The sequence below is a fragment of the Pseudomonas protegens CHA0 genome (assembly GCF_000397205.1).
In the GTDB taxonomy this organism is placed as follows: Bacteria; Pseudomonadota; Gammaproteobacteria; order Pseudomonadales; family Pseudomonadaceae; genus Aquipseudomonas; species Aquipseudomonas protegens.
The window spans coordinates 1,882,409-1,906,768 of the sequence record NC_021237.1 but is presented as its reverse complement, the minus strand read 5'-3'; the positions used below and the strand labels follow the sequence as shown (position 1 = coordinate 1,906,768).

The following is a 24,360-nucleotide window of genomic DNA, read 5'->3' as shown; positions in this document are numbered from 1 at the left end:
GGCTTAACCCTCTTTCGCTGGTGTCGGTGCCGACTGGCCGCTGTCTTTCAGGGCCTTGGTGACTTCCGGCGGCATGTACTTCTCGTCGTGCTTGGCCAGCACTTCATCGGCCACCACCACGCCATCGGCGTTGAGCTTGCCCAGGGCAACGATGCCCTGCCCTTCGCGGAACAGGTCCGGAAGGATGCCGCGGTAGGTGATGGTCACCGACTTGTTGAAGTCGGTGACCACAAATTTCACGTCCAGGGAGTCGGCGGAACGCTGCAGGGAACCGGCCTGGACCATGCCGCCGGCGCGGATCCGCGTGTCCAGCGGTGCTTCGCCATTGGCGATCTGGGTCGGGGTGTAGAACAGGTTGATGTTTTCCTTCAGCGCGCTGAGGGCCAGGCCGACGGCAATGCCGACACCGACCAGAATCGCCAGGATGATCAAAAGACGCTTTTTACGCAGCGGATTCACTTACCGTTCTCCCGGCGCAGACGACGCGCCTCTTGTTGCAGATAGCGCTTGCGCGCCAGGATCGGCGCCACCAGCTCACGAGCCAGGACCACCAGGCAAATGCCATAGGCCGACCAGACGTAGAGGCCGTGATGGCCCATGGCGAGAAAATCGCTGAAGGATGCAAAACTCATCGGGCGGCCTCCAGGCTGCGTTGGACTTCGGCCTTGACCCAACTGGTCCGGGCTTCACGCTTGAGCACCTCAAGGCGCATGCGCAGCAACAGCAGCACACCAAAGAAACAGTAGAAACCCAACGAGGTCAGCAGCAGCGGCAGCCACATTTCCACCGGCATGGCAGGCTTTTCGGTCAGGGTGAAGGTCGCGCCCTGGTGGAGGGTGTTCCACCATTCCACCGAGTATTTGATGATCGGGATATTCACCACGCCGACAATCGCCAGCACCGCACAGGCCTTGGCGGCGCTGTCACGATTGCTGATGGCGGCATTGAGCGCAATCAGACCTGCGTACAGAAACAGCAGGATCAGCATCGACGTTAGTCGGGCATCCCAGACCCACCAGGAACCCCAGGTCGGCTTGCCCCAGATAGCCCCGGTCACCAGGGCCAGGAAGGTGATCGAGTGCCCGATCGGCGCCGCGCATTGCAGGGCGACATCAGCCAGTTTCATTTTCCACACCAGCCCGACCACACCGCACACGGCCAGCATGACGTAGCAGGACTGGGCCAGCATCGCCATCGGCACATGGATGTAGATGATGCGGAAACTGTTGCCTTGCTGGTAATCCGGTGGCGCAAAGGCCAGGCCCCAGACCACGCCGATGCCGATCAGCAACACGGCGGCAACACTCAGCCAGGGCAGCAGCTTGCCACTGATGCCGTAAAACCATTTAGGCGAGCCGAGCTTATGAAACCAAGTCCAGTTCATTCACTATTTCCATCACGGGTGCTTTTCGTGGTCGAAAAGCCTGGGTCTTTTCTCAGAAAGAAGTGATCAAAAAATGATCAGACCTCATTATTATTCGCCGACGCTGATCTTCAGGCCAGCCGCTATTGCAAAGGGTGTCAAGGTTACTGCCAGGGCGGTCAGGCTCCCAAGCCAGAGCAGGTAACCGGTTGCCGGCATGCCCTGCAATGCCGCCTGCAGGGCGCCACTGCCGAGAATCAGTACCGGGATGTACAACGGCAGGATCAGCAGCGCCAGCAGCAGGCCGCCACGCTTGAGCCCCACCGTCAATGCCGCGCCTACTGCGCCCAGCAGGCTGAGCACCGGGGTCCCCAGCAGCAGGGACATCAGCAGCACCGGTAGACAGGCGGCAGGCAGCCCCAGCATCACCGCCAGCAAGGGCGCGAGCAAGACCAGTGCCAACCCGGAAAACACCCAGTGTGCCAGTACCTTGGCCAGAACCAGAAGAGCCAGGGGGTGCGGCGAAAGGACCCACTGCTCCAGGGATCCATCCTCGAAATCACTGCGAAAAAGCCCGTCCAGCGAGAGCAGGACGGACAATAGGGCCGCTACCCAGACCAGCCCCGGAGACAAGGTTTGCAACAATTGTGTCTCAGGTCCCACGGCCAGGGGGAACAGTGCAACAACGATTGCGAAAAATACCAAGGGGTTGGCCAGTTCCGCCGGGCGCCGGCACAACAGGCGCGCTTCACGGGCCACCAACAGGGCAAACACACTCATGCGGCCCACCGTCCCAGGTCAATGTCACGGTAGCCGGAAGGCATGCGGGCCAGGCTGTGGTGGGTGGTCAGGACCACCATGCCGCCACGCTCGCAATGGCCCGCCAGGTGCTCTTCGAGCTGGGCCACGCCCTGCTTGTCGAGGGCGGTGAAGGGTTCGTCGAGTATCCACAACGGCGGGCTGTCCAGGTACAGGCGCGCCAAGGCCACGCGGCGCTGCTGGCCGGCGGAAAGGGTATGGCAAGGCACATCCTCGAAACCGCGCAGGCCGACCGCCGCCAGGGCCTGCCAGATCGCCTCGCGCCGGGCAGGCTGGTGCAGGGCACAGAGCCAGCTGAGGTTCTCCTCGGGGCTCAACAGCTCCTTGATACCGGCGGCATGGCCGATCCACAACAGGTTGCGGGCCAGTTCCGCGCGCTGGGCGTGCAATGGCTGGCCATTGAGCAGCACCTGGCCGCTGGTGGGCTGCATCAACCCGGCCAGCAGGCGCAGCAGGCTGGTCTTGCCGCTGCCGTTGGGGCCGCTGATCTGCACCATGTCGCCGCCCGTCAGACGCAACTCGAGGTGTTCAAATAGCATCCGCCAATCGCGCTCACAGGCGAGTGCTACGGCTTCGAGAAGAGGGCTGGTCAAGGGATAGCGGGCCTTTACAGGTTCAAGTCGGCAACGGAGCGGCCGTTAAAAAGATGCAGGATAAATGCATTGGCGGCCTGTTCTAGAGAGCTGCGTCAAACAATTGCAATGTTTTCACCACTCCCCCAAAGACGGGCGGCATTATACATGCGAAGCCCTACGCTCATGAGGGCTAATTTCCACAGGTTGTGTCCGAATGACAGGCGAAATGAACATCCTGCCTGCGCCCCAGGTGCCCGCGCCCGGCGCCTCGCGCCCCCAGGCGATCAGCGGGGAACTGCTGAAGCTGGTGCCGCCCCTGGAAGGCCTGATTGCCGCCGGCCAGAGCGCCAAGGCCGAAGTGCTGTCGCTCAAGCAGACCGACCAGACGTTCCAGTTGCTGCTCAAAGTGACCCTGGACAACGGCCGGCAAACCACTTTGCAGGCCACCAGCAATCAACCCCTGCCCCAGGGCACCAGCCTGGCGGTCACCCAACCCTCGGCGGGCAACCTGGCGATCACCGTGCAACAGGCCATCGCCTCCAGTGTCGCCGCCCTGACCCGCCTGGACACCAGCCAACTGCCCCCCGGCACCCTGATCCAGGCCAAGGTGCTGACCAGCCAGATGCTGCCCCAGGGCACCAGCCAGCCGGCGATCTATCGCTCCCTGGTGAGCCTGCTCAACACCGCACAGAGCGGCGCCACCCTGAGCATCGAAAGCCCGCAGCCGCTGCGCATCGGCAGCCTGCTCAGCGCCCTGGTCTCGGATGCCCAGACCCTGAATTTCGTCCCCCTGAGCAGCCGTCAGGAGCAATTGGCCATCGCCGCCCAACTGGCCAGCCAGCAAAGCCGCCAGGGTTCCCTCAGTAGCTTGATCAACGCCCTGCAGAACCTGCCTGCCGACAGTGACCTCTCGACCACCTCCACTGACCTGCGCGCCGCCGTCGAGCGTCTGCTGGCCGGCCTGCCCGACGTGCAGCAACTGAGCAACCCGCGCGGCGTGGCCCAGGCCTTGCTGGGCAGCGGCCTGTTCCTGGAAGCCCGGCTGCTGGCCGGGGCCAACCCGGGGCAGGTGCCGGACATGAAGGCCGACCTGTTGCGCCTGATCGCCCAGCTGACCCCGGGCCTGCCCTCCTCCACCAGCTTCAACGCCATCCTGGCCGCCAACACCCTGGCCCAGTCGCTGCCCAGCTTCGTGCGCAGCGCCCTGGGTACCCTCGGCCAGGTCAGCGCCAAGGCTTCGCCCACCGGCTTTCCATTGCCGGAACGGTTGCTGCAGAGCCTGGAAGGCGAAGGTGACCTGGAACAACTGCTGCGCCTGGCCGCCGCGGCCGTATCGCGTTTGCAGAGCCATCAACTGTCGAGCCTGGAGCAAAGCGGCCTGACCGACGATGGCCGGCTGTTGAGTACCTGGCAGTTGGAAATCCCCATGCGCAACCTGCAGGACATCGTGCCCTTGCAGGTCAAGCTGCAGCGCGAAGAGGCGCCGGAACCGGAGCCGGAACACAAACGCGAGGAACGTGAGCCCAAGCAGGCCCTGTGGCGGGTCGACCTGGCCTTCGACCTGGAGCCTCTGGGCCCGCTGCAAGTCCAGGCACAGCTGATCCAGGGCCGGCTGTCCAGCCAGCTCTGGGCCGAGCGCCCCTATACGGCGAGCCTGATTGAAAGCCACCTGGGCAACCTGCGCGAACGCCTGCTGGCCTCGGGACTGAATGTCGGCGACCTGGATTGCCACCTCGGCACTCCGCCCCAGGGCCCGCAAACCCGATTGGAACAACGCTGGGTGGACGAAACCGCATGAAGCACTCTCCGCCACCACGCCAGGCCATCGCCCTCAAATACGATGGCCAGCAAGCTCCGACCCTCACCGCCAAGGGCGATGACGAACTGGCCGAAGCCATCCTGAAGATTGCCCGGGACTATGAAGTACCGATCTACGAGAACGCCGAGCTGGTGAAGCTACTGGCGCGACTGGAACTGGGCGAGAGCATTCCGCCGGAGCTGTACCGGACCATCGCCGAGATCATCGCCTTCGCCTGGAACCTCAAGGGCAAGTTCCCGGCGGGGCATGATCCGCAACGGGCGGAACTGGAGAAGGACGTCACCGAACGCGGCGACGATTACTGATACAGCCCGGCCGCATGAGGGCCCCAGGGGCCTTTTTGCAGCGGGCGTTCGCGGCTACATCAGCCTTTGTGCAGCTTGCTGACCAGCTCCGCTTCGGCCTGGGTGAGGCCGCAGGACTGGGTCAGCTCGTCGACGCTGGCGCCCATGCCCACCAGGCGCGCGGCCTGGGCGAACGACAGGCTGGAAGGGTCACGCTGCTCCAGCTGGGCCAGCTTGTCCGGCAAAGGCGCTACCACAGCTCGCAACTCGTGCAGGTCCTCGCCCATGCGCACCGTACCGCTCTGGTAATGGTCGACGCGCTTGGCCAGCTCCTTGATCCGCTGGTCGCGCACGGCGTCACCCTCAGCCTGCTGGGCAGCAATCTGCCGCTGGTTGCGGGTGTAGGACAGGAACAGAGCCAGAGTGGCGACCCAGAGGATCGCCAGGACAATTACCGCTACCTCGAGGATCAATCAGATACTCTCCAGTTCCGACCATTCCTCTTCGCTCATCATCTTGTCCAGCTCAACCAGAATCAGCAGTTCGCCGTTCTTGTTGCACACGCCCTGGATGAACTTGGCCGACTCTTCGTTGCCGACGTTCGGCGCGGTCTCGACTTCCGACTGGCGCAGGTAAACCACTTCGGCGACGCTGTCCACCATGATCCCGACCACTTGCTTGTCGGCTTCGATGATGACGATCCGGGTGTTGTCGTTGACTTCGGTCGGCACCAGGCCGAAGCGCTGGCGGGTATCGATCACGGTCACCACGTTGCCGCGCAGGTTGATGATCCCCAGCACGTAGCTGGGTGCGCCCGGCACCGGAGCGATCTCGGTGTAGCGCAGCACTTCCTGGACCCGCATCACGTTGATGCCGTAGGACTCGTTATCCAGCTTGAAGGTGACCCATTGCAGGATCGGATCTTCGGAACCCTGTGCAGACGACGACTTATTCATACCCTGACCCCTCAAATAACCGTTGAAAACGGCGTGTGTTCTGTGTGGCCACGCCCGACGGACGCGGCCTGTTGTTGGTTTACTTCGGCTTGTGGGCCGCTTGACTGATCGCCATCTGCTTGGCGCCACCGGTGGCGATCAATTCCGCCAGTTCGGCAACATCGAGCAAGGCGCACATATGTTCAATCACCGTGCCGGCCAGCCACGGGCGTTGGCCACGGTGACTGCGCCACTTGATTTCATTGGGGTCCAGGCGCAGCGAGCGGCTGACCTGATGCACCGCCAGCCCCCACTCATAGCCCTGGACCGAGATCACGTACTGCAGGCCCTGGCGGAAATCGTCGCGGTAGCGATCCGGCATGACCCAGCGTGCGGTATCCAGCACCTTCAGGTTGCCAGCCTGGCTCGGCAGGATACCGAGGAACCATTCCGGCTGGCCGAACAGCGGCGTCAGCTCCTGCCCGGCCAGGGAATAGATCGAGCCCAGGCATACCAGGGGCACCGCCAGGGTCAGGCCCGCGACATCGAACAACAGGCACTCGAACGGCTCTGCCGCCCAGGCGGGACGATCGCTGCCGGTGACCGGAGGCGGTGTATTGCTCGGCGGCAAGTGCACTTCCACCACGGGCGGCACCAGGGCCTGGAGCATCGGCACCACGGGCGAGAGGGTGCTTGGCATGGGCTCCGGCGCTTCCAGCACCGGGGTGGCAACGGGCTCTGGCGCAGCAACCGCAGGCGCCGAGTGCTGCTGGAGCTCGGCGTCACGGGCCTGCTCTTCCAGTACCGCGGCCTGGAATTCATCCAGCACTTCACTGGAGGCTTCGACCACTACCGGGGCGGGCACCGGGATCGGCGGCGGTGGCAGCAACTCCTCGTCGGTGGCGTCCTGCAGCAAAGCGTCCAGGTACGACTGCAGCGCCAACTGCGGCCGGCTCTTTATATCCAGAGGACGGTTCATGAGGATGCCCACGCTAAAACCCCGATACAGTGACCTGTAGGGGTTATCGGCCGGGCGGCGTGGCGACTTGAATAACGCTTCACGTCAAGCCACCTGCGCCACGAGCTGCTGGGCCAGCAAGTGCTTGAGCAAGGCCTTGTAGGCCAGTACGCCGCGGCTCTTGCCATCGAATTGCGAAGGGGTGACCCCGGCCCGGCTGGCGTCGCGCAGGCGGGTATCCACCGGAATGTAGCCCTGCCAGATCTCCTCGGGAAACTTGTCCCGCAGTACCCGCAGGGTGCCCAGGGAGGCCTGGGTACGGCGGTCGAACAGGGTCGGCACGATAGTGAACGGCAAGGGTTGCTTGCGCGAGCGATTGACCATGGCCAGGGTATTGACCATGCGCTCCAGGCCCTTGACCGCCAGGTGCTCGGTCTGCACCGGGATCACCAACTGCTGGCTGGCCGCCAGGGCGTTGACCATCAGCACCCCGAGCAACGGGGGGCTGTCGATCACCGCATAGTCGAAATCCTGCCACAGCTGCGCCAGGCTCTTGGCGATCACCAGGCCCAGGCCGCTCTGCCCCGGCGACTGGCGCTCCAGGGTGGCCAGCGCGGTGCTGGACGGCAACAGCGAAATACGCTCGTGGCTGGTACCCAGCAACAACTGGCCCGGCAGGTCCTGGGGCACATTGCCCTTGTGCAGGAACAGGTCGTAGCTGCTGTGCTCCAGGCTGTCCGGGTCATAGCCGAAGTAGCTGGTCATGGAGCCGTGGGGGTCGAGATCGACCACGACCACACGCTTGCCCGCCTCGGCCAGCAAGCCGGCTAAAGCGATGGAACTGGTGGTTTTACCGACACCACCCTTTTGATTGGCAACTGCCCAGACTCTCATTCGGTTGGTTCCTCCCGCCCGGCCACAGCGGGGCGAGACATAGCGCTAAGTTATAAAGCAGGTGACGGAGAATTGACGGCGCTTCCCTGTACCGGCGTTTTGACCGGGGTTGGTGCAGTTTGTGTGCCAGCACGCTTGAGTGCCGCATCCGGTGTTGCATGGGCGGTGCCGGTACCGGTCAGGCTGCGGCGCACATCCAGGTTGCGCGACACCACCAGCACCACCCGGCGATTGCGCGCCCGGCCTTCGGCGGTGGCGTTGTTGGCCACTGGCTGGAACTCACCGTAGCCCACCGAGGCCATGCGCGCCGGGTTCACCCCCTGCATCGCCAGCATGCGCACGATGCTCGCCGAACGGGCCGAGGACAGTTCCCAGTTGGTCGGGTATTGCGCGGTCTGGATCGGCAGGTTGTCGGTGAAGCCCTCGACATGGATCGGATTGTCGAAGGGTTTGAGGATCTTCGCCACCTTGTCGATGATGGTGAACGCCTGGTCGCTGGGCATGGCATCGCCACTGCCGAACAGCAGGCTGGAGTTGAGTTCGATCTCCACCCACAGTTCATTGCCGCGCACGGTCATCTGGTTGGAGCTGATCAGGTCGCCAAAGGCTGCGCTGATGTCATCGGCGATGCTTTTCAGCGGGTCACTGGCCCCGGCGATGCCGGCGTCGGTCTGGTCGCTGTCCTTGACCAGGGGCTTGGCCGGGGTCACGGTCTTGGGACGCTCGTCGCCGATGGGAATCGGCTTGAGGCTACGATCGGAGTCGGTGAAGACCCCGATCAAGGCTTCGGAAATGACCTTGTACTTGCCCTCGTTGATCGAGGAAATCGAGTACATGACCACGAAAAACGCGAACAGCAAGGTAATGAAGTCGGCGTAGGAAACCAACCAGCGCTCATGGTTGACGTGTTCTTCTTGCTGGCGACGACGGGCCATAATCAGTCCATGAAGCCTTGCAGCTTCAGCTCGATGGAGCGGGGGTTTTCGCCTTCGGCGATCGACAGGATGCCTTCGAGGAGCATTTCCCGGTAACGCGACTGGCGCAAGGCAACGGATTTCAGCTTGGCGGCGATCGGCAGCAGCACCAGGTTGGCACTGGCCACCCCATAGATAGTGGCGACGAAGGCCACGGCGATGCCGCTACCCAGCTGGGATGGATCGGCCAGGTTGCCCATCACGTGGATCAGCCCCATTACCGCGCCGATGATGCCGATGGTCGGCGCATAGCCGCCCATGCTCTCGAACACCTTGGCGGCCTCGATATCACGACTTTCCTGGGTATAGAAATCCACTTCGAGAATGCTGCGGATGGCTTCGGGTTCGGCACCGTCCACCAGCAACTGCAAGCCCTTGCGCGCATAACTGTCAGGCTCGGCATCCGCCACGCCTTCCAGGCCCAGCAGGCCTTCCTTGCGCGCGGTGAGGCTCCAGTTGACCACCCGGTCGATGCCGCCCGGCAGATCGACCCGGGGCGGGAACAGGATCCAGGCAAGGATCTGCATGGCCCGTTTGAAGGCGCTCAGCGGCGACTGCAGCAGTGCCGCGCCGATGGTCCCGCCGAGCACGATCAGTGCCGCCGGACCGTTGGCCAGGGCCGACAGGTGCCCCCCCTCCAGGTAGTTGCCACCGATGATGGCGACAAACGCCATGATGATCCCGATAAGGCTGAGCACATCCATCAGAGACAGGCCTCGACCAGGTGTCGGCCGATGTCGTCCAGGCTGTACACCGCATCCGCCAGGTTGGCCTTGACGATGGCCATTGGCATGCCATAGATCACACAGCTGGCCTCGTCCTGGGCCCATACCGCACTGCCGCCCTGTTTGAGCAGACGCGCGCCTTCACGACCGTCGGCGCCCATGCCGGTGAGCACCACCGCCAGAACTTTGTCGCTGTAGGACTTGGCCGCAGAGCCGAAGGTGATATCCACGCACGGCTTGTAGTTCAAGCGCTCATCGCCCGGGAGAATCTTCACCGCACCGCGACCGTCGACCATCATCTGCTTGCCGCCAGGCGCCAGCAGCGCCAGGCCTGGACGCAGGATGTCGCCATCCTCGGCTTCCTTGACACTGATGCGGCAGAGCTTGTCCAGACGCTCGGCAAAGGCTTTGGTGAAGGCCGCCGGCATATGCTGGATCAAGACGATGGGGGCCGGGAAGTTGGCCGGCAGCTGGGTCAGGACCCGCTGCAGCGCCACCGGGCCGCCTGTGGACGTACCAATGGCCACCAGCTTGTAGGCCTTGCGCTTGGGTGCCGGCGAATTCGCACTGGCCGCCGGCGCCGCTGCGCGGGCCGGAGCCGGTGCGGGAGCTGGCGAGCGCGAACTGGCGAAGCTCGAAGGAGCAGGTGCCGGAGCACTCGCCGGCTGCGGTGCTGGAGCACTGTAGCTGCTGAAGCGCCGATTGCTGCGCGAGATACTGTGGACCTTCTCGCACAGCAACTGCTTGACCTTCTCGGGATTGCGCGAGATGTCCTCGAAGTTCTTCGGCAGAAAGTCCACCGCCCCGGCATCCAGCGCATCGAGGGTCACTCGGGCGCCTTCGTGGGTCAGGGAGGAGAACATCAGGACCGGCGTCGGGCAGCGCTGCATGATGTGCCGCACTGCGGTGATGCCATCCATCATCGGCATCTCGTAGTCCATGGTGATCACGTCCGGCTTGAGCGCCAGGGCCTGATCGATCGCCTCTTTACCATTGGTCGCCGTGCCGACGACCTGGATATTCGAATCCGCTGAAAGAATTTCCGAGACGCGGCGGCGGAAAAAACCCGAATCGTCCACCACCAGGACTTTGACTGCCATAAACACTCCGTTAGGTGGGGCGAGGCCAACCGCCCCTCCCCGCCGAATCAAATACGCCGTGCGGCGTAACGCTTGAGCATGCTCGGAACATCGAGGATCAGAGCAATGCGGCCGTCACCGGTAATGGTGGCGCCGGACATGCCCGGGGTTCCCTGAAGCATTTTGCCCAAGGGCTTGATGACCACTTCTTCCTGGCCCACCAGTTGATCGACGACGAAGCCGATCCGCTGGGTACCCACCGAAAGGATCACTACGTGGCCCTCGCGCTGCTCTTCATGAGCGGCGGAACTGACCAGCCAGCGTTTGAGGTAGAACAGGGGCAACGCCTTGTCGCGCACGATCACCACTTCCTGGCCGTCCACCACGTTGGTGCGCGACAGGTCGAGGTGGAAGATCTCGTTGACGTTGACCAGCGGGAAAGCGAATGCCTGGTTGCCGAGCATGACCATCAGGGTCGGCATGATCGCCAGGGTCAACGGCACCTTGATGACGATCTTCGAGCCCTGGCCCTTGGTCGAATAGATGTTGATCGAACCATTGAGCTGGGAAATCTTGGTCTTCACCACGTCCATGCCCACACCGCGACCGGACACATCGGAAATCTCGGTCTTGGTGGAGAAGCCCGGGGCAAAGATCAGGTTGTAGCACTCGGTATCGCTCAGGCGGTCGGCGGCGTCCTTGTCCATCACGCCGCGCTTGACGGCGATGGCGCGCAACACGTTCGGGTCCATGCCCTTGCCGTCATCGGAGATCGACAGCAGGATGTGGTCGCCTTCCTGTTCCGCCGCCAGTACCACCTTGCCGCCACGGGACTTGCCCGAGGCTTCGCGCTCTTCCGGCGATTCGATGCCGTGGTCCACCGCGTTGCGCACCAAGTGCACCAGCGGGTCGGCCAGGGCTTCTACCAGGTTCTTGTCGAGGTCGGTTTCTTCCCCCACCAGCTCCAGGTTGATCTCTTTCTTGAGCTGCCGGGCCAGGTCGCGAACCAGGCGCGGGAAGCGCCCGAAGACCTTCTTGATCGGCTGCATGCGGGTCTTCATCACCGCGGTCTGCAGGTCGGCAGTCACCACGTCGAGGTTCGACACGGCCTTGGACATGGCTTCGTCGCCGCTGTTGAGGCCCAGGCGCACCAGGCGGTTACGCACCAGCACCAGCTCGCCCACCATGTTCATGATTTCGTCCAGGCGCGCGGTATCGACACGCACCGTGGTTTCCGCTTCGCTGGCAGGCTTTTCCGCCGGCGGGGCCGCAGCGGCGGCGCGAGCCGGGGCCGGGGCCGCAGCAGGAGCAGGAGCAGGAGCAGCTTTCGGCGCCTCGGCCTTGGGCTCGGGCTTCTTCGCCGCCGGCTTGGCGACGGCAGCAGTGGCCGCCGCAGCCGGAGCCGCAGTGGCCGCGGCTGGCTTGGCCGCACCCGGGGTTTCGGAGAATTTGCCCTTGCCGTGCAACTCATCCAGCAGGGATTCGAATTCGTGATCGGTGATCAGGTCGCTGCCGGCTGCGGCTGCGCTTGGTGCGGCTGCGGCAGGAGCGGCAGGCGCCGCCGCCACGGCCGAATCCAGGGCCTCCACGGCGAAGTTGCCCTTGCCATGCAACTGGTCCAGCAATGCTTCGAATTCATCGTCGGTGATCTCATCACCTGCGCCAGCCGCACCACTGGTGGCACTGGCCGCGGCCGGTGCCACGGCATCCGGGGCGAACTGGCCCTTGCCGTGCAACTGATCGAGCAGGGATTCGAACTCGGCGTCGGTGATTTCATCGCTGGCCGGCTCGCCCTGGGCCGCAGGTGCGGCGGCAGGCGCTGCTTCGGCTTCGGCCTTGGCGGCATTCAGCGAGTCGAGCAACAGCTCGAATTCGTTATCGGTGATGTCCCCTGCCGGGCTTTCTTCAGCCACAGGCTCGGCAACCGGCTCAACCACCTCTTCCACAGCAGGTGCTGCAGGCTCGGCACCGGCAGGTTCGGCCAGGCGCGCCAGGGCCGCCAGCAACTCCGGTGTGGCAGCGGTGATTTCGGTGCGCTCACGGACCTGGCTGAACATGCCGTTCACCGCGTCCAGAGCTTCAAGCACCACGTCCATCAGTTCCGAGTCGACTCGCCGCTCACCCTTGCGCAGGATGTCGAAGACGTTCTCGGCGATGTGGCAGCACTCCACCAGCTCATTGAGCTGGAGGAAGCCGGCGCCCCCTTTAACAGTGTGAAAACCGCGAAAAATTGCATTGAGCAAATCCGCATCATCCGGCCGGCTTTCCAGCTCGACCAGTTGTTCGGACAGTTGCTCTAGAATCTCGCCGGCCTCAACCAGGAAATCCTGAAGGATCTCTTCATCGGCGCCGAAGCTCATTAATGGGTGCTCCTAGAATCCAAGGCTGGAAAGCAAATCGTCTACATCGTCCTGACCGGACATAACGTCTTCCCGTTTATCGGCATGAATCTGCGGACCTTCACCCTTGGCGAGATGTTTTTGCGGATCTTTTTCAGCGAGGATCGATTCACGGTCATGTTCGATACCGGCGAAACGATCGACCTGGCTGGCCATCAAGACGAGTTTGAGCAGATTGCTTTCGACTTCCGTGACCAACTGGGTCACACGCTTGATCACCTGACCGGTCAGGTCCTGGTAATCCTGCGCCAGCAGAATGTCGTTGAGGTGGCCGGAAACGGTACGGGTTTCCTGTTCGCTGCGCGTCAGGAAACTGTCGACCCGGCGCGCCAGCTCGCGAAACTCTTCAGCGCCGACCTCGCGCCGCATGAAGCGCCCCCAGTCTGCGCTCAAGGCCTGGGCTTCAGTGCTCAGGCCGTTGACCAGCGGGGTGCTGCTCTCCACCAGGTCCATGGTGCGGTTGGCTGCGGCTTCCGTCAGCCGGACCACATAGGACAGGCGCTCAGTGGCATCCGTGATCTGTGAAACTTCCTCGGCTTGCGGCATGTGCGGGTCAATCTGGAAATTGACGATCGCGCTATGCAGCTCGCGGGTGAGCTTGCCCACTTCCTGGTACAGGCCGCGGTCACGGGTCTGATTGAGCTCATGGATCAATTGCACCGCTTCGCCGAACCGGCCCTTTTCAAGGCTCTCGACCAGTTCCAGCGCATGTTTTTTCAGGGTCGACTCAAAGTCGCCCAGTGAAGATTCGTTATGCTCCATAGCTCCCCCGTGGCGGAATGGCTACGCGTCTCAACCGATGCGTTCGAAGATTTTTTCGATCTTCTCTTTCAACGCCTGAGCCGTGAATGGTTTGACGACATAGCCGTTTACGCCGGCCTGGGCAGCTTCGATGATCTGCTCGCGCTTGGCTTCAGCAGTCACCATCAATACCGGCAGGTGCTTGAGTTTTTCATCGGCGCGCACGTGGCGCAGCAGGTCGATACCGGTCATGCCCGGCATGTTCCAGTCCGTTACCAGAAAGTCGATGCTCCCGCTGTTGAGTACCGGAATGGCGGTAGTGCCATCGTCGGCCTCGACCGTGTTGGTGAATCCCAGATCACGCAACAGGTTCTTAATGATCCGCCGCATCGTTGAAAAGTCATCAACGATGAGGATTTTCATGTTCTTGTCCAATTCGACCTCCAAGCAGTCTTAAACGCATCCAGCACCTGAACGCGCCATTCAATCAATCCGGCATAACACACAACGACTGCATGGAGCACATACTGCAAGACCGGTGCAGCGCTTGCTTCACCGGTCCTGAACGCAGTGTCCCCACACTGCCTGTCAGCGCGCTCGCCACTCCCCCAAACGCCCCCGCAAACGGGCTGCGCACTGGCTGTGTAACTGGCTGACCCGCGATTCGCTGACCCCCAGGACCTCACCGATTTCCTTGAGGTTCAGCTCTTCGTCGTAGTACAGCGCCAACACCAGTCGCTCGCGCTCCGGCAAATTGGCAATCGCATCCGCCAACGCGGCCTGGAAGCGTTCATCCTCCAGGTCCCGTGACGGCTCGAGATGAGCACTGGCGCCATCCTCATGCAGCCCTTCATGCTCGCCGTCCTGCAACAGGTCGTCGAAACTGAACAGGCGGCTGCCCAAGGTGTCGTTCAAAATCCCGTAATAATCGTCGAGACTCAATTGAAGTTCGGCCGCAACTTCATGATCTTTAGCGTCACGACCGGTTTTAGCTTCAATTGCGCGAATCGCATCACTGACCATGCGCGTATTACGGTGCACCGAACGCGGTGCCCAGTCGCCTTTACGAACCTCGTCGAGCATCGCCCCACGGATACGGATACCCGCGTAGGTTTCGAAACTCGCCCCCTTGCTCGCGTCGTATTTGGTCGACACTTCGAGCAAACCGATCATCCCGGCCTGAATCAGGTCTTCTACCTGAACACTGGCCGGCAACCGCGCCAGCAGGTGATAGGCAATACGCTTGACCAGAGGCGCGTAGCGCTCGATCAATTCGTACTGGCTGTCACGCGCCGACTTCTTGTAGAGGTTGTAGCCACTGGCAGTCATAGCACCGGTCCCGCTGTTTGATGCACTAGCCGCTCGACAAAAAACTCCAGATGCCCGCGTGGGTTCGCCGGCAACGGCCAGGTATCGACTTTTTGCGCGATGGCCTTGAACGCCAATGCACACTTCGAACGAGGAAAGGCTTCATAGACCGCACGCTGCTTTTGCACGGCCTTGCGTACGCTTTCGTCGTAGGGAACTGCGCCGACGTATTGTAAGGCCACGTCCAGGAAGCGATCCGTGACCTTGGTCAATTTTGCAAACAGGTTGCGACCTTCCTGAGGGCTCTGAGCCATGTTGGCCAGGACCCGGAAACGGTTCATGCCGTAGTCGCGGTTGAGCAGCTTGATCAGCGCGTAGGCGTCCGTGATCGAGGTCGGCTCGTCGCACACCACCAGCAGTACTTCCTGGGCCGCGCGGACAAAGCTGACTACCGAGTCACCAATACCCGCAGCGGTGTCGATCACCAGCACATCGAGATTGTCGCCGATATCGCTGAAGGCCTGGATCAGGCCAGCGTGCTGCGCAGGGCTCAGGTGCACCATGCTCTGGGTGCCCGAGGCGGCCGGTACGATGCGGATGCCTCCAGGCCCCTGGAGCAGCACATCGCGCAGTTCGCAACGGCCCTCGATGACGTCGGCCAGGGTATGTTTGGGAGTCAGGCCCAGCAGGACATCGACATTGGCCAGTCCCAGGTCGGCATCCAGCAGCAAGACCCGCCGGCCGAGCTCAGCCAGAGCCAGGGACAAGTTCACTGACACATTAGTCTTGCCGACGCCACCTTTGCCGCCGGTCACCGCAATCACCTGTACGGGATGCATGCTGCCCATGTTCTTTCTTTACCTTGTCTTACTTAGACGGGGCCACATAACTGGCTGCGCGTTCACCATTGGAACAATGCATGGCAGACCATCGATGTAGATACACTGCAATCTATTCATGATTACCTCAGCCAACCCGTTTGGACGGGCTGTGGTAAAGGTCAGCGAACATGTCGGCCATGGCTTCCTCGCTGGGTTCTTCCTGCATCTGTACGCTTACCGCGCGACTCACCAGCTGATGCCGGCGAGGCAGGTGCAGATCGTCAGGAATCCGCGGACCATCAGTGAGATAGGCAACCGGCAGTTCATGACTGATGGCCAGGCTCAGCACTTCGCCAAGACTGGCTGTTTCATCAAGTTTAGTCAGGATGCAACCGGCCAGGCCGCAGCGTTTGTAGCTGTGGTAGGCGGCGGTCAGCACCTGTTTCTGGCTGGTGGTAGCCAGTACCAGATAGTTCTTCGCACGAATGCCACGACCGGCCAGGCTCTCCAGTTGCATGCGCAACGCCGGATCGCTGGCCTGCAGGCCGGCGGTATCGATCAGCACCACGCGCTTGCGCAGCAGCGGATCCAGTGCCTGGGCCAGGGACTGGCCCGGGTCCACATGGGTCACCGACACATTGAGGATGCGCCCCAGGGTCTTGAGCTGCTCCTGGGCGCCGATGCGGTAGCTGTCCATGCTCACCAGGGCAATGTTCTGCGCCCCGTACTTGAGCACGTAGCGCGCCGCCAGCTTGGCCAGGGTGGTGGTCTTGCCCATGCCGGCCGGGCCGACCATGGCGATCACGCCGCCCTCTTCCAGAGGCTCGACTTCCGGGGTCTGGATCATTCGCGCCAGGTGCGCCAGCAACATGCGCCAGGCCTGACGGGGTTCGTTGATTTCGGTAATCAGTGCCAGCAGGTCGCGGGCCAGCGGGCCCGACAGGCCGATGCGCTGCAGGCGACGCCAGAGGTTGGCCTGCTCCGGACGGCTGCCCTGCAATTGGCTCCAGGCCAGGGAGCCGAGCTGCACTTCCAGCAGTTCGCGCAGACCGTTGAGCTCGAAACGCATCGAGTCCAGCGCCCGCGTATCGGCAGGTGGCGCTGCAGGAGCCGGCGCCGGGCGCGGACGCTCGGTCAGGGTCGGCTCGATCAGGGGCTCGGCCGCGGTCAACGGCAGGCCGGCGAACAGCTGGCGATTGGTGATCGAGGCACTGTCGCCCTCGCCCCGCAGGCTTAGTTCGGCCTGGGCGGTGACAATCCGCGACTGGGTCTTGCGCAGCTCGTCCTCGAGTTCCATGTTCGGAACCCGTGGCGACAAGGCCGACAACTTGTAATCCAGCGCAGCCGTCAGCTCGACACCGCCGGCGATCCGCCGGTTGCCGATGATGGCGGCTTCAGCGCCCAACTCATCACGAACCAGTTTCATGGCCTGACGCATATCGGCGGCGAAAAAACGCTTAACTTGCATAACCCACTACCTCAGCCGTTGGGCCCTACTGTCGCAACGATGGTCACTTGCTTGTTGTCCGGAATTTCCTGGTACGCCAGCACATGCAAACCCGGGACGGCGAGACGGCCGAACCGCGAGAGCATGGCGCGGACCGGCCCCGCTACCAACAGAATCACCGGTTGACCTTGCATCTCTTGACGCTGCGCCGCATCGATCAGCGAACGCTGCAGCTTCTCTGCCATGCTTGGCTCCAGCAGAACGCCTTCTTCCTGGCCTTGTCCTGCCTTCTGCAGACTGCTGAGCAAAATTTGTTCCAACCTTGGCTCCAAGGTGATCACAGGCAGCTCAGACTCAGTGCCTACAATGCTTTGGACGATGGCACGAGACAATCCGACGCGTACCGCGGCAACCAAAGCGGCAGTATCTTGACTCTTGGCGGCATTGTTGGCGATGGCTTCGGCAATGCTGCGGATGTCGCGTACCGGCACCTGCTCGGCCAGCAGCGCTTGCAGGACCTTGAGCAACTGCGAAAGCGACAGCACGCCCGGCACCAATTCCTCGGCCAGCTTCGGCGAACTCTTGGACAACACTTGCAGCAACTGCTGGACCTCTTCGTGGCCGATCAGTTCGCTGGAGTGCTTGTACAGAATCTGGTTCAAGTGGGTGGCGACCACGGTACTGGCGTCCACCACGGTGTAGCCCAGGGACTGCGCCTGCGGCCGTTGGCTGATTTCGATCCACACCGCTTCCAGACCAAAGGCCGGGTCCCGAGCGGAGATGCCGTTGAGCGTGCCATAGACCTGCCCCGGGTTGATCGCCAGCTCGCGATCCGGATAGATCTCCGCTTCGGCCAGGATCACCCCCATCAGGGTCAGGCGGTAGGCGCTCGGCGCCAGGTCCAGGTTGTCGCGGATATGCACCGTGGGCATGAGAAAGCCCAGGTCCTGGGAGAGCTTCTTGCGCACCCCCTTGATCCGCGCCAGCAATTGCCCGCCCTGGTTGCGATCCACCAGGGGAATCAGGCGGTAACCGACTTCCAGGCCGATCATGTCGATCGGCGTCACGTCGTCCCAACCCAACTCCTTGGTTTCCAGGGCACGGGCCGGGGAAGGCAGCAGGTCCTGTTGACGCTGGACCTCTTCCAGAGCCTTGACCTTGACCTGATTCTGCTTTTTCCAGACCAGGTAAGCGGCGCCACCGGCCACGGCCGCCAGGCTGAGGAAGGAGAAGTGCGGCATGCCCGGCACCAGCCCCATCACGGCCATCAGGCCGGCTGCCACCGCCAGCGCCTTGGGCGAAGCGAACATCTGCCGGTTGATCTGCTTGCCCATGTCTTCGGAACCCGAAGCCCGGGTCACCATGATCGCCGCCGCAGTGGACAGCAACAGTGATGGCAATTGCGCCACCAAACCGTCACCGATGGTCAGCAAGGCGTATACCCGGCCCGCATCGCCAAAGCTCATGTTGTGCTGGAAGATACCGACGGCCATGCCGCCGATCAGGTTGATGAACAGGATCAGCAAACCGGCGATGGCGTCACCGCGCACGAATTTGCTGGCACCGTCCATGGAACCGTAGAACTCGGCCTCCTGGGCCACTTCGAGACGGCGCAGCTTGGCCTGGTTCTGGTCGATCAGGCCGGCGTTCAAGTCAGCATCGATGGCCATCTGCTTGCCGGGCATGGCGTCCAGGGTGAAGCGCGCGCTCACCTCGGAAATACGGCCGGCACCCTTGGTCACCACCACGAAGTTGATGATCATGAGGATCGCAAAGACCACGATACCGACCACGTAGTTGCCGCCGATCACCACCTCACCGAAGGCCTGGATCACCTTACCGGCAGCGGCGTGGCCCTCCTGGCCATGGAGCATCACCACCCGGGTCGAGGCCACGTTGAGCGCCAGGCGCAGCAGCGTGGCCACCAGCAGAATGGTGGGGAACACGGCAAAGTCCAGCGGCCGCAGGGCGTACACGCACACCAGCAGAACCACGATCGACAAAGCGATGTTGAACGTGAAGAACACGTCCAGCAGGAACGCCGGGACCGGCAACATCATCATGGCCAGCATGACCAACAGCAGCACCGGCACACCCAGATTGCCTCGACCGAGGTCAGCCAGGTTGCTGCGAGCCGTGTTGATTAACTGAGAGCGATCCACCGATTTACCCCGTTCCGTAAAGCAAACTTTTGACGCCTGAAGCGGCACGGGGCTGCTACTGCAAGAAACCTTCCAACTTTTACCGAAAGGAAATATGGCGCCGGCATTGAGCTGAAAATGCCGGAAACCTCAGATTGGCCGTGATTAATCCGGCAGCCAGGCAGCACGCCACGCCATCAATGCGCTAGCGTCCAGCATCCAGTCGCGCCGGACGACTTCACGCAGGGCATCCCCGGCCCGGGCATTGGCCTGTGGATCATCCAGATGCATGCGGATGGCCGCCCTCCAGTCCTGGAAGTGATTGGCAACCCGAGTCACCGGCAAATCACCGCGGAAACACGCCAGATCACTGCAGATGACCGGATAACCACAGGCGCCATACTCCAGGAGACGCAGGTTGCTCTTGCACTCGTTGAGCAGACTCTGCTGCATGGGCGCTACTGCCAGATCCAGATTCAGCCTGGCCAGCGCCGCCGGATACAGGCTGATCTCCACACCACGATGCACTTCCTTGACATAGGGCAGCAGTTCCTCGGGACAAGCCCCCATGAACACCCAGTCGACTTCCGTCGCCAGGGCTTTCACCACCTCGCCGATCACTTGAAGATTGGCCAGCTGCCAGTCCGCGCCCGCCCACCCTACCCGGGGCTTGTCGCCGGCACACCGCTGGCTGCTTGGCAACGCCCCCCAGCCCTGCTGGTCCAGGCGACTGTGGATGACCCGGGTATCCGGATGCAGGCCATGCAGAGCGTCGGCCAGGGCTTCGGTGGACACCACCAGGCGATCGACGCAGGCCACGGCTTCGCGCAAATAGTAGGAAATATCCCCAGGCGTCATGCCCTGGGCAGCCTCCCCGACAGCCAGGCTTGGCAGGTGATCGTTCAGCTCAAAGACCTTGAAACTGCGCGAGAAGGCTTGCGCACGACGCATGGCGCTGAGCGACTCCTCGCCGATGTGGCGCTGGAAAACCATCGAATCCGGGGCCACTCGCGCCAGTTCGGCCGGCGATAACAGCGCCATCGACAGCACCCCGTCGATCAGGCCCGCCGAACTCTGCTCCTCCATCGGTCGAATGGCCCGATAGTGACCACTGCCATAACGATCCGAAGGATGCACCAGCACCACTGGCAACGGGCGCCAGATCAGCGGACGCCAACTTAACGACGGCTCGGCCAGTTGGAAGCCCTTTGGCTGCCCCAGGGAAAAATTCAGGTTGTAGGCCGGGTCCCGCGCCAGCACCGAAAGCCAGCGCTGGGACAAGGCATCTTCATCCCGCGGCGCAAACGCGGCCGGCGGCATACCGTGCATGACCCGCGCACGCGGCGTCCACACCGTCAGATAACCATGGCCCGCCAGGCGCAGGCACAGGTCAATATCCGCTCCCGCCTCAGGGAACAGCTCGGCATCCCAGCCACCCACCCCATCAAACAGGGCCTTACGTACCATCAGGCAGATGTCGGCGACCGCACTGCAATTGCGATCCACCTGCAAGCCATTCATGTACCCGGCAGCGTCGGCCTGCTGCCCGGCAAATGCTGCCGCCCCGCCGGCCGCCAGCCCCAGGATCAATCCGCCATGGCTCACTTCGCCATCACTGGAGAGCGCTTTGGCCCCCACTACCGCCACCTCCTGGCGCAGCGCGTGATTCAACAGCGCATCAATCCAGCCACCGTCGAAGATCGCCGTCAGCGCACGCAGGAATACCAGATATTCACCAGAAGCCTGCTGCGCCCCCAGGTTGTTGGCGGTGGAACGATCCACGGCATAAGGCAGGCTGACTACCCGGATACGCTCAGCCGACAGCTCCGCGACAGCCTGCAACCACTGCCTTGCCTCTGCGGCCTGACAGGCGTTATCGACGATCAGCAACTCGTAGAAAGGGTAACGGGTGTGCTCCAGGACACTGAAAATACAGCGCTGCGCCGCCGCCAGGTCGTCACTCACCACCACCACGATCGATACCAGGGGGCGGGCCTGGTGCCCGTAGTCGATCAGATAGTGTCCCGCAAGCGAGCTGTCGACCTGCGCGCTGGCATAGCCACGCTGCGACAGGTGCTCGACCAGCGCACGGCGCTCATCTTCATTTTCACCCAGGGCCACGGGCGGACAACTCAGCAGCAATTCCGGGATATGCCCGAAACCGTCAATGCCACCTTGATTGATCAGGCGCAGGATCAGCTCGAACTCCAGGGCCCGCGCGTAGGCACCATCAAAACCACCCACCTCGATCAGCACCCGACGCCTGAAGATCCAGTGACGCGCCAGCACCCCCGGGAAACTCAGCAGGTAATCCAGGTTGAAGTCCGGGCGCAGCATGACCCCCGTGTCGCCATTGGCTTCTCGCAGCACGCCATCACAGAACACTGCACGGCAGTCGGGATCCGGCAGCAACTCCAGGCTGGCGACCAACAGGCCGCTTGGCGTGAACTCATCACCAGCGCGGACCAGCACACACCATTCGCATGCATCTTCTTGCAGCAAACGATTGACCTGCTCTGCGTAGTTCGCCTGAACCGGTGTGAAGTGCAACTCGGCGCCGCCGGCAACCAAGCCAGGCGCCTCATGCCCCAGTACCGTCACTTTCAGTTGCACAAGCCCCTGCGGCTGCGCCGCCAGGCTATGCAGGGTGCGCGCCAGCGCCTGGGCATCCGCGGCCAGATCAAGGACGATGATGCCGATTGAAGGAGCACCGCCGCCGGACTGCAGATAGCCCTCCATCAAATGCAACTGGGTCGGGCTTGGCACCCGCTGCTCGATCCAGCTGTTGATCTGCCGGTCGGCCACGCCCTTGGCGTAACTCTGGCGCAGAGCAGCCAGGATATCCACCGGCTCGAACCTGTCGCCGCCATACAGGGAACGCACCGAAACCAGATGGTTATCCAGCCCCCCTCGATGCCAGCCCAGTTCGCGCAATGTCCGTTTGAAATCAGCGTGCCCCTGGTTACCGATACCCGGCTTGTCGCGCCCCTGCTGACTGCCCTGCTGCAGGGACACTCGGAAATCGGTCAGCGGCTGCTTCAGCAACGCCAGGTTGCCCTTTTGCAGCAGCTTCACATACATCGCCAGGTCGCCCACCCAATAGATCAGGCAACCATTGAGCGACATAAGGCCATCCCCCAGCGCCAGCAGATCCTCTCGGCGACAAAGCACGCAACTCGGCTCGCCGATGAAGTTGAGGCTATGGTCGGCCAGCAGGCTGGTCAGCTCCTTGCCATCGATAACCACATCGGTAGCGAAAGGCAGGGATGTGGCCAGGGCATCCGGTTGCGGGACCCCGTCGGAATCGATCAGGCGGCGACGCGAAGACGCCATGGCCACAGAGGGATCTGACTCCATCGCAGCCACCAGTTGCGCGACACATTCAGGGTGCAATACATCGTCGTCATGGAGGAACTTGATGTACTTTCCACTGGCGACTTTTATGCACTCAATGGCATTGAAGAGCTCGCCGCGCAGAGACTCATTGAACTCATAGCGAATCGGAAAAGAGCAGGACTCCTGATAACGAGCCGTGCACTCACGGATGGTCCCGGTACGCGAGTCATCGCATACCACCACCTCCAGATGCTCGTAGCTCTGCGCACAGACACTGGCCAGCGCCGCTTCAAAGTAAGTTGCCTTGTAAGCAGGAATGACCACACTGACCAGTGGCTTTGCGCTCATATAAACCTTCTTGCTAGTTAATGCCGATAGCCCGCCACCTTCGCTCGAGTGGCACAGGCCCAATCAAATGGCGCGCCAATGCAGCGCGCCAGAACGCAGATCAATAGAAGTACAGGCAGGTATCCCAGCGCTCTTCGGTGTGGTGGCGCAGGCCGATCTTGTAGTCGCCACGCACACTTTCGACAAAACGGGTGATATCCAGCAAATCGCCAGACCGGTGATAAGCCGAAATGGCCATTTTCGGGCGCCCACGACTGATGTGCTCACGGGCCCCTTGCAAGGCCTGCAATTCCGCCCCTTCGATGTCCATCTTGATCAGCGTCGGGCTGTCATCAAGCAATGAATCCAGACGGCGCACATCGACATCCCGGCAGATGGCCTGGGCAGTAGCGGCAGATAACAGGTGACCGCCGTGCCCGCCCTCATGCAAGAACGGCATCTGCCCGTCTTCGTTGCTCAACGCACAACCCAGCAACTCGATGGCACCTGACTGGGCAGGCGCGAGAGTACCGTTGTAACCGCTGATGAAGGATTGAATGGTGGCCCGATTGACCTCGTCCGGCTCGATCATCCAGATCTTCTGGAAGCGGCCGTCGGTCGCATCGAGAAAGGCCTTGGCGGACTCGGCAATCGAGGCGCCACAGTCAGCGAAGCGCTCATTCTGGTCAGGCAGCCACAAGCCGGAACGGAAATACAGGGTCAAGTAGGGCTTGGCAGCGTTGAGTATCCACTCGGGGTCGCACGTCAAATGGCCGAGCAAAACGCTGAACAGGGTGAAGCGTGAATAGTCATCGTCCAGACGCCGCCCGAGAGCGATCAACTCCTGGGCGTGAGCAACAATGTAGCTGCCCCAGTCATCAATCCGATGGTCGCTCGCCGGGTTGATGGAAAGCAGCCGCAAGCCCTGCTCAAAGTTGAGCATGGGGATGTTGTTGCGCAGCGCCAGGCTTTTGAAATAACGCCGGGAGTGATCATACCGACAGCCATTGACACTGATCAGCGCAGTATCCCGGGCCAACTTCAGGAAGGCATCCGAACTGATCACCGGAACGCCATGAAAGCTTTCCATCTTGCCGGCCTTGAAGTCGTCGACCACGGCAACAATCCGCACTCTGCCGGCAGCTTCATTGATAAAGAGTTGAGAGAACTGGGTCGTTCCCAACAGCACGACTTTTGTTTCACGCCCATTTGCGTCGTAGACATGACAGGCCTCAGGCGCAATACAGAAGCGCGGATCATGTTGATACGCAGAGACCGCCCGCTGAAAGATGGTGACCAGGTTTTCGTAGTTACCAGCCACTTCCAGCCCTTTAACACCAGCATAATTACTCGGCATACCCACTCCAGAAACGGCCCGCCCAATTGCCTGAGCGAATCGGCAAGATAATTAATAT

General features: G+C 62.2%; 23 protein-coding genes. 2 read left to right on the top strand and 21 right to left on the bottom strand.

Going from position 1 to position 24,360, the window contains the following annotated elements; all coding sequences use genetic code 11:
• Window positions 1–3: 3 nt before the first annotated feature.
• From ccmE to ccmA, 5 genes are all read right to left on the bottom strand, one after another.
• Window positions 4–459 (bottom strand): cytochrome c maturation protein CcmE, encoded by a 456-nt coding sequence (ccmE, locus tag PFLCHA0_RS08590; protein WP_011060019.1) that lies wholly within the window; start codon window positions 457–459, stop codon window positions 4–6.
• A complete protein-coding gene (gene ccmD / locus PFLCHA0_RS08585) occupies window positions 456–632 on the bottom strand; it encodes a heme exporter protein CcmD (protein WP_011060018.1) in 177 nt (58 codons plus the stop codon). The genes ccmE and ccmD overlap by 4 nt, the downstream gene beginning before the upstream one ends.
• Window positions 629–1,384: a heme ABC transporter permease gene (locus PFLCHA0_RS08580; protein WP_011060017.1), complete on the bottom strand. Its 756-nt coding sequence runs from the start codon at window positions 1,382–1,384 to the stop codon at window positions 629–631. The genes ccmD and PFLCHA0_RS08580 overlap by 4 nt, the downstream gene beginning before the upstream one ends.
• 90 nt (window positions 1,385–1,474) lie before the next feature.
• Complete coding sequence (gene ccmB / locus PFLCHA0_RS08575; RefSeq protein ID WP_011060016.1) at window positions 1,475–2,143, bottom strand: heme exporter protein CcmB; 669 nt, start codon at window positions 2,141–2,143, stop codon at window positions 1,475–1,477.
• A complete protein-coding gene (gene ccmA, locus PFLCHA0_RS08570; RefSeq protein ID WP_011060015.1) occupies window positions 2,140–2,775 on the bottom strand; it encodes a cytochrome c biogenesis heme-transporting ATPase CcmA in 636 nt (211 codons plus the stop codon). The genes ccmB and ccmA overlap by 4 nt, the downstream gene beginning before the upstream one ends.
• A gap of 196 nt (window positions 2,776–2,971) precedes the next feature.
• On the opposite strand from ccmA, the gene fliK reads away from it, so the two are divergent.
• Together fliK and PFLCHA0_RS08560 are read left to right on the top strand one after the other, a co-directional pair.
• Entirely contained in the window at window positions 2,972–4,555 is a 1,584-nt protein-coding gene (gene fliK / locus PFLCHA0_RS08565) for a flagellar hook-length control protein FliK (protein WP_015634647.1), read from the top strand.
• A complete protein-coding gene (locus tag PFLCHA0_RS08560; RefSeq protein WP_011060013.1) occupies window positions 4,552–4,881 on the top strand; it encodes an EscU/YscU/HrcU family type III secretion system export apparatus switch protein in 330 nt (109 codons plus the stop codon). The genes fliK and PFLCHA0_RS08560 overlap by 4 nt, the downstream gene beginning before the upstream one ends.
• 59 nt (window positions 4,882–4,940) lie before the next feature.
• On the opposite strand, the gene PFLCHA0_RS08555 is transcribed toward PFLCHA0_RS08560, so the two are convergent.
• The 16 genes from PFLCHA0_RS08555 to PFLCHA0_RS08480 form a co-directional block, all read right to left on the bottom strand.
• Window positions 4,941–5,333: a DUF2802 domain-containing protein gene (locus tag PFLCHA0_RS08555; protein WP_011060012.1), complete on the bottom strand. Its 393-nt coding sequence runs from the start codon at window positions 5,331–5,333 to the stop codon at window positions 4,941–4,943.
• Window positions 5,334–5,816: a chemotaxis protein CheW gene (locus tag PFLCHA0_RS08550; RefSeq protein WP_011060011.1), complete on the bottom strand. Its 483-nt coding sequence runs from the start codon at window positions 5,814–5,816 to the stop codon at window positions 5,334–5,336.
• A gap of 79 nt (window positions 5,817–5,895) precedes the next feature.
• Window positions 5,896–6,774 (bottom strand): chemotaxis protein CheW, encoded by an 879-nt coding sequence (locus PFLCHA0_RS08545; RefSeq protein WP_041752023.1) that lies wholly within the window; start codon window positions 6,772–6,774, stop codon window positions 5,896–5,898.
• A gap of 84 nt (window positions 6,775–6,858) precedes the next feature.
• Window positions 6,859–7,647, bottom strand: a complete 789-nt coding sequence (locus PFLCHA0_RS08540) for a ParA family protein (RefSeq protein ID WP_011060009.1) — start codon at window positions 7,645–7,647, stop codon at window positions 6,859–6,861.
• 50 nt (window positions 7,648–7,697) lie between these two features.
• Entirely contained in the window at window positions 7,698–8,582 is an 885-nt protein-coding gene (motD, locus tag PFLCHA0_RS08535) for a flagellar motor protein MotD (RefSeq protein ID WP_011060008.1), read from the bottom strand.
• Window positions 8,583–8,584: 2 nt separating this feature from the next.
• Window positions 8,585–9,325 (bottom strand): flagellar motor protein, encoded by a 741-nt coding sequence (locus PFLCHA0_RS08530; protein WP_011060007.1) that lies wholly within the window; start codon window positions 9,323–9,325, stop codon window positions 8,585–8,587.
• Window positions 9,325–10,446: a protein-glutamate methylesterase/protein-glutamine glutaminase gene (locus PFLCHA0_RS08525; RefSeq protein WP_011060006.1), complete on the bottom strand. Its 1,122-nt coding sequence runs from the start codon at window positions 10,444–10,446 to the stop codon at window positions 9,325–9,327. Before PFLCHA0_RS08525 ends, PFLCHA0_RS08530 begins: the two co-directional genes overlap by 1 nt.
• Window positions 10,447–10,493: 47 nt before the next feature.
• Window positions 10,494–12,785: a chemotaxis protein CheA gene (locus PFLCHA0_RS08520; RefSeq protein ID WP_015634645.1), complete on the bottom strand. Its 2,292-nt coding sequence runs from the start codon at window positions 12,783–12,785 to the stop codon at window positions 10,494–10,496.
• Between the two features lie 12 nt (window positions 12,786–12,797).
• Window positions 12,798–13,586: a protein phosphatase CheZ gene (locus PFLCHA0_RS08515; protein ID WP_011060004.1), complete on the bottom strand. Its 789-nt coding sequence runs from the start codon at window positions 13,584–13,586 to the stop codon at window positions 12,798–12,800.
• Window positions 13,587–13,616: 30 nt separating this feature from the next.
• Complete coding sequence (locus tag PFLCHA0_RS08510; protein ID WP_003183998.1) at window positions 13,617–13,988, bottom strand: chemotaxis response regulator CheY; 372 nt, start codon at window positions 13,986–13,988, stop codon at window positions 13,617–13,619.
• Window positions 13,989–14,153: 165 nt separating this feature from the next.
• Entirely contained in the window at window positions 14,154–14,894 is a 741-nt protein-coding gene (fliA, locus tag PFLCHA0_RS08505) for an RNA polymerase sigma factor FliA (RefSeq protein WP_011060003.1), read from the bottom strand.
• Window positions 14,891–15,721, bottom strand: coding sequence for a flagellar synthesis regulator FleN (gene fleN / locus PFLCHA0_RS08500; RefSeq protein ID WP_011060002.1), 831 nt, complete (start codon window positions 15,719–15,721; stop codon window positions 14,891–14,893). Before fleN ends, fliA begins: the two co-directional genes overlap by 4 nt.
• 118 nt (window positions 15,722–15,839) lie before the next feature.
• Window positions 15,840–17,162: a flagellar biosynthesis protein FlhF gene (gene flhF / locus PFLCHA0_RS08495; protein WP_011060001.1), complete on the bottom strand. Its 1,323-nt coding sequence runs from the start codon at window positions 17,160–17,162 to the stop codon at window positions 15,840–15,842.
• Window positions 17,163–17,173: 11 nt separating this feature from the next.
• On the bottom strand, window positions 17,174–19,303 hold the full coding sequence (gene flhA / locus PFLCHA0_RS08490; protein ID WP_011060000.1) for a flagellar biosynthesis protein FlhA: 2,130 nt from the start codon (window positions 19,301–19,303) through the stop codon (window positions 17,174–17,176).
• A gap of 144 nt (window positions 19,304–19,447) precedes the next feature.
• Entirely contained in the window at window positions 19,448–22,966 is a 3,519-nt protein-coding gene (locus PFLCHA0_RS08485; RefSeq protein ID WP_015634644.1) for a glycosyltransferase, read from the bottom strand.
• A gap of 100 nt (window positions 22,967–23,066) precedes the next feature.
• Window positions 23,067–24,302 (bottom strand): FkbM family methyltransferase, encoded by a 1,236-nt coding sequence (locus PFLCHA0_RS08480; RefSeq protein ID WP_011059998.1) that lies wholly within the window; start codon window positions 24,300–24,302, stop codon window positions 23,067–23,069.
• Window positions 24,303–24,360 lie beyond the last annotated feature (58 nt).

Coding starts and splice junctions, on each gene's coding strand:
- ccmD (WP_011060018.1), bottom strand. CDS start 632: ATGAGTTTTGCATCCTTCAGCGATTTTCTCGCCATGGGCCATCACGGC.
- PFLCHA0_RS08580 (WP_011060017.1), bottom strand. CDS start 1,384: ATGAACTGGACTTGGTTTCATAAGCTCGGCTCGCCTAAATGGTTTTAC.
- ccmB (WP_011060016.1), bottom strand. CDS start 2,143: ATGAGTGTGTTTGCCCTGTTGGTGGCCCGTGAAGCGCGCCTGTTGTGC.
- fliK (WP_015634647.1), top strand. CDS start 2,972: ATGACAGGCGAAATGAACATCCTGCCTGCGCCCCAGGTGCCCGCGCCC.
- PFLCHA0_RS08560 (WP_011060013.1), top strand. CDS start 4,552: ATGAAGCACTCTCCGCCACCACGCCAGGCCATCGCCCTCAAATACGAT.
- PFLCHA0_RS08550 (WP_011060011.1), bottom strand. CDS start 5,816: ATGAATAAGTCGTCGTCTGCACAGGGTTCCGAAGATCCGATCCTGCAA.
- PFLCHA0_RS08545 (WP_041752023.1), bottom strand. CDS start 6,774: ATGAACCGTCCTCTGGATATAAAGAGCCGGCCGCAGTTGGCGCTGCAG.
- PFLCHA0_RS08540 (WP_011060009.1), bottom strand. CDS start 7,647: ATGAGAGTCTGGGCAGTTGCCAATCAAAAGGGTGGTGTCGGTAAAACC.
- motD (WP_011060008.1), bottom strand. CDS start 8,582: ATGGCCCGTCGTCGCCAGCAAGAAGAACACGTCAACCATGAGCGCTGG.
- PFLCHA0_RS08530 (WP_011060007.1), bottom strand. CDS start 9,325: ATGGATGTGCTCAGCCTTATCGGGATCATCATGGCGTTTGTCGCCATC.
- PFLCHA0_RS08525 (WP_011060006.1), bottom strand. CDS start 10,446: ATGGCAGTCAAAGTCCTGGTGGTGGACGATTCGGGTTTTTTCCGCCGC.
- PFLCHA0_RS08520 (WP_015634645.1), bottom strand. CDS start 12,785: ATGAGCTTCGGCGCCGATGAAGAGATCCTTCAGGATTTCCTGGTTGAG.
- PFLCHA0_RS08515 (WP_011060004.1), bottom strand. CDS start 13,586: ATGGAGCATAACGAATCTTCACTGGGCGACTTTGAGTCGACCCTGAAA.
- PFLCHA0_RS08510 (WP_003183998.1), bottom strand. CDS start 13,988: ATGAAAATCCTCATCGTTGATGACTTTTCAACGATGCGGCGGATCATT.
- fliA (WP_011060003.1), bottom strand. CDS start 14,894: ATGACTGCCAGTGGCTACAACCTCTACAAGAAGTCGGCGCGTGACAGC.
- fleN (WP_011060002.1), bottom strand. CDS start 15,721: ATGGGCAGCATGCATCCCGTACAGGTGATTGCGGTGACCGGCGGCAAA.
- flhF (WP_011060001.1), bottom strand. CDS start 17,162: ATGCAAGTTAAGCGTTTTTTCGCCGCCGATATGCGTCAGGCCATGAAA.
- PFLCHA0_RS08485 (WP_015634644.1), bottom strand. CDS start 22,966: ATGAGCGCAAAGCCACTGGTCAGTGTGGTCATTCCTGCTTACAAGGCA.
- PFLCHA0_RS08480 (WP_011059998.1), bottom strand. CDS start 24,302: ATGCCGAGTAATTATGCTGGTGTTAAAGGGCTGGAAGTGGCTGGTAAC.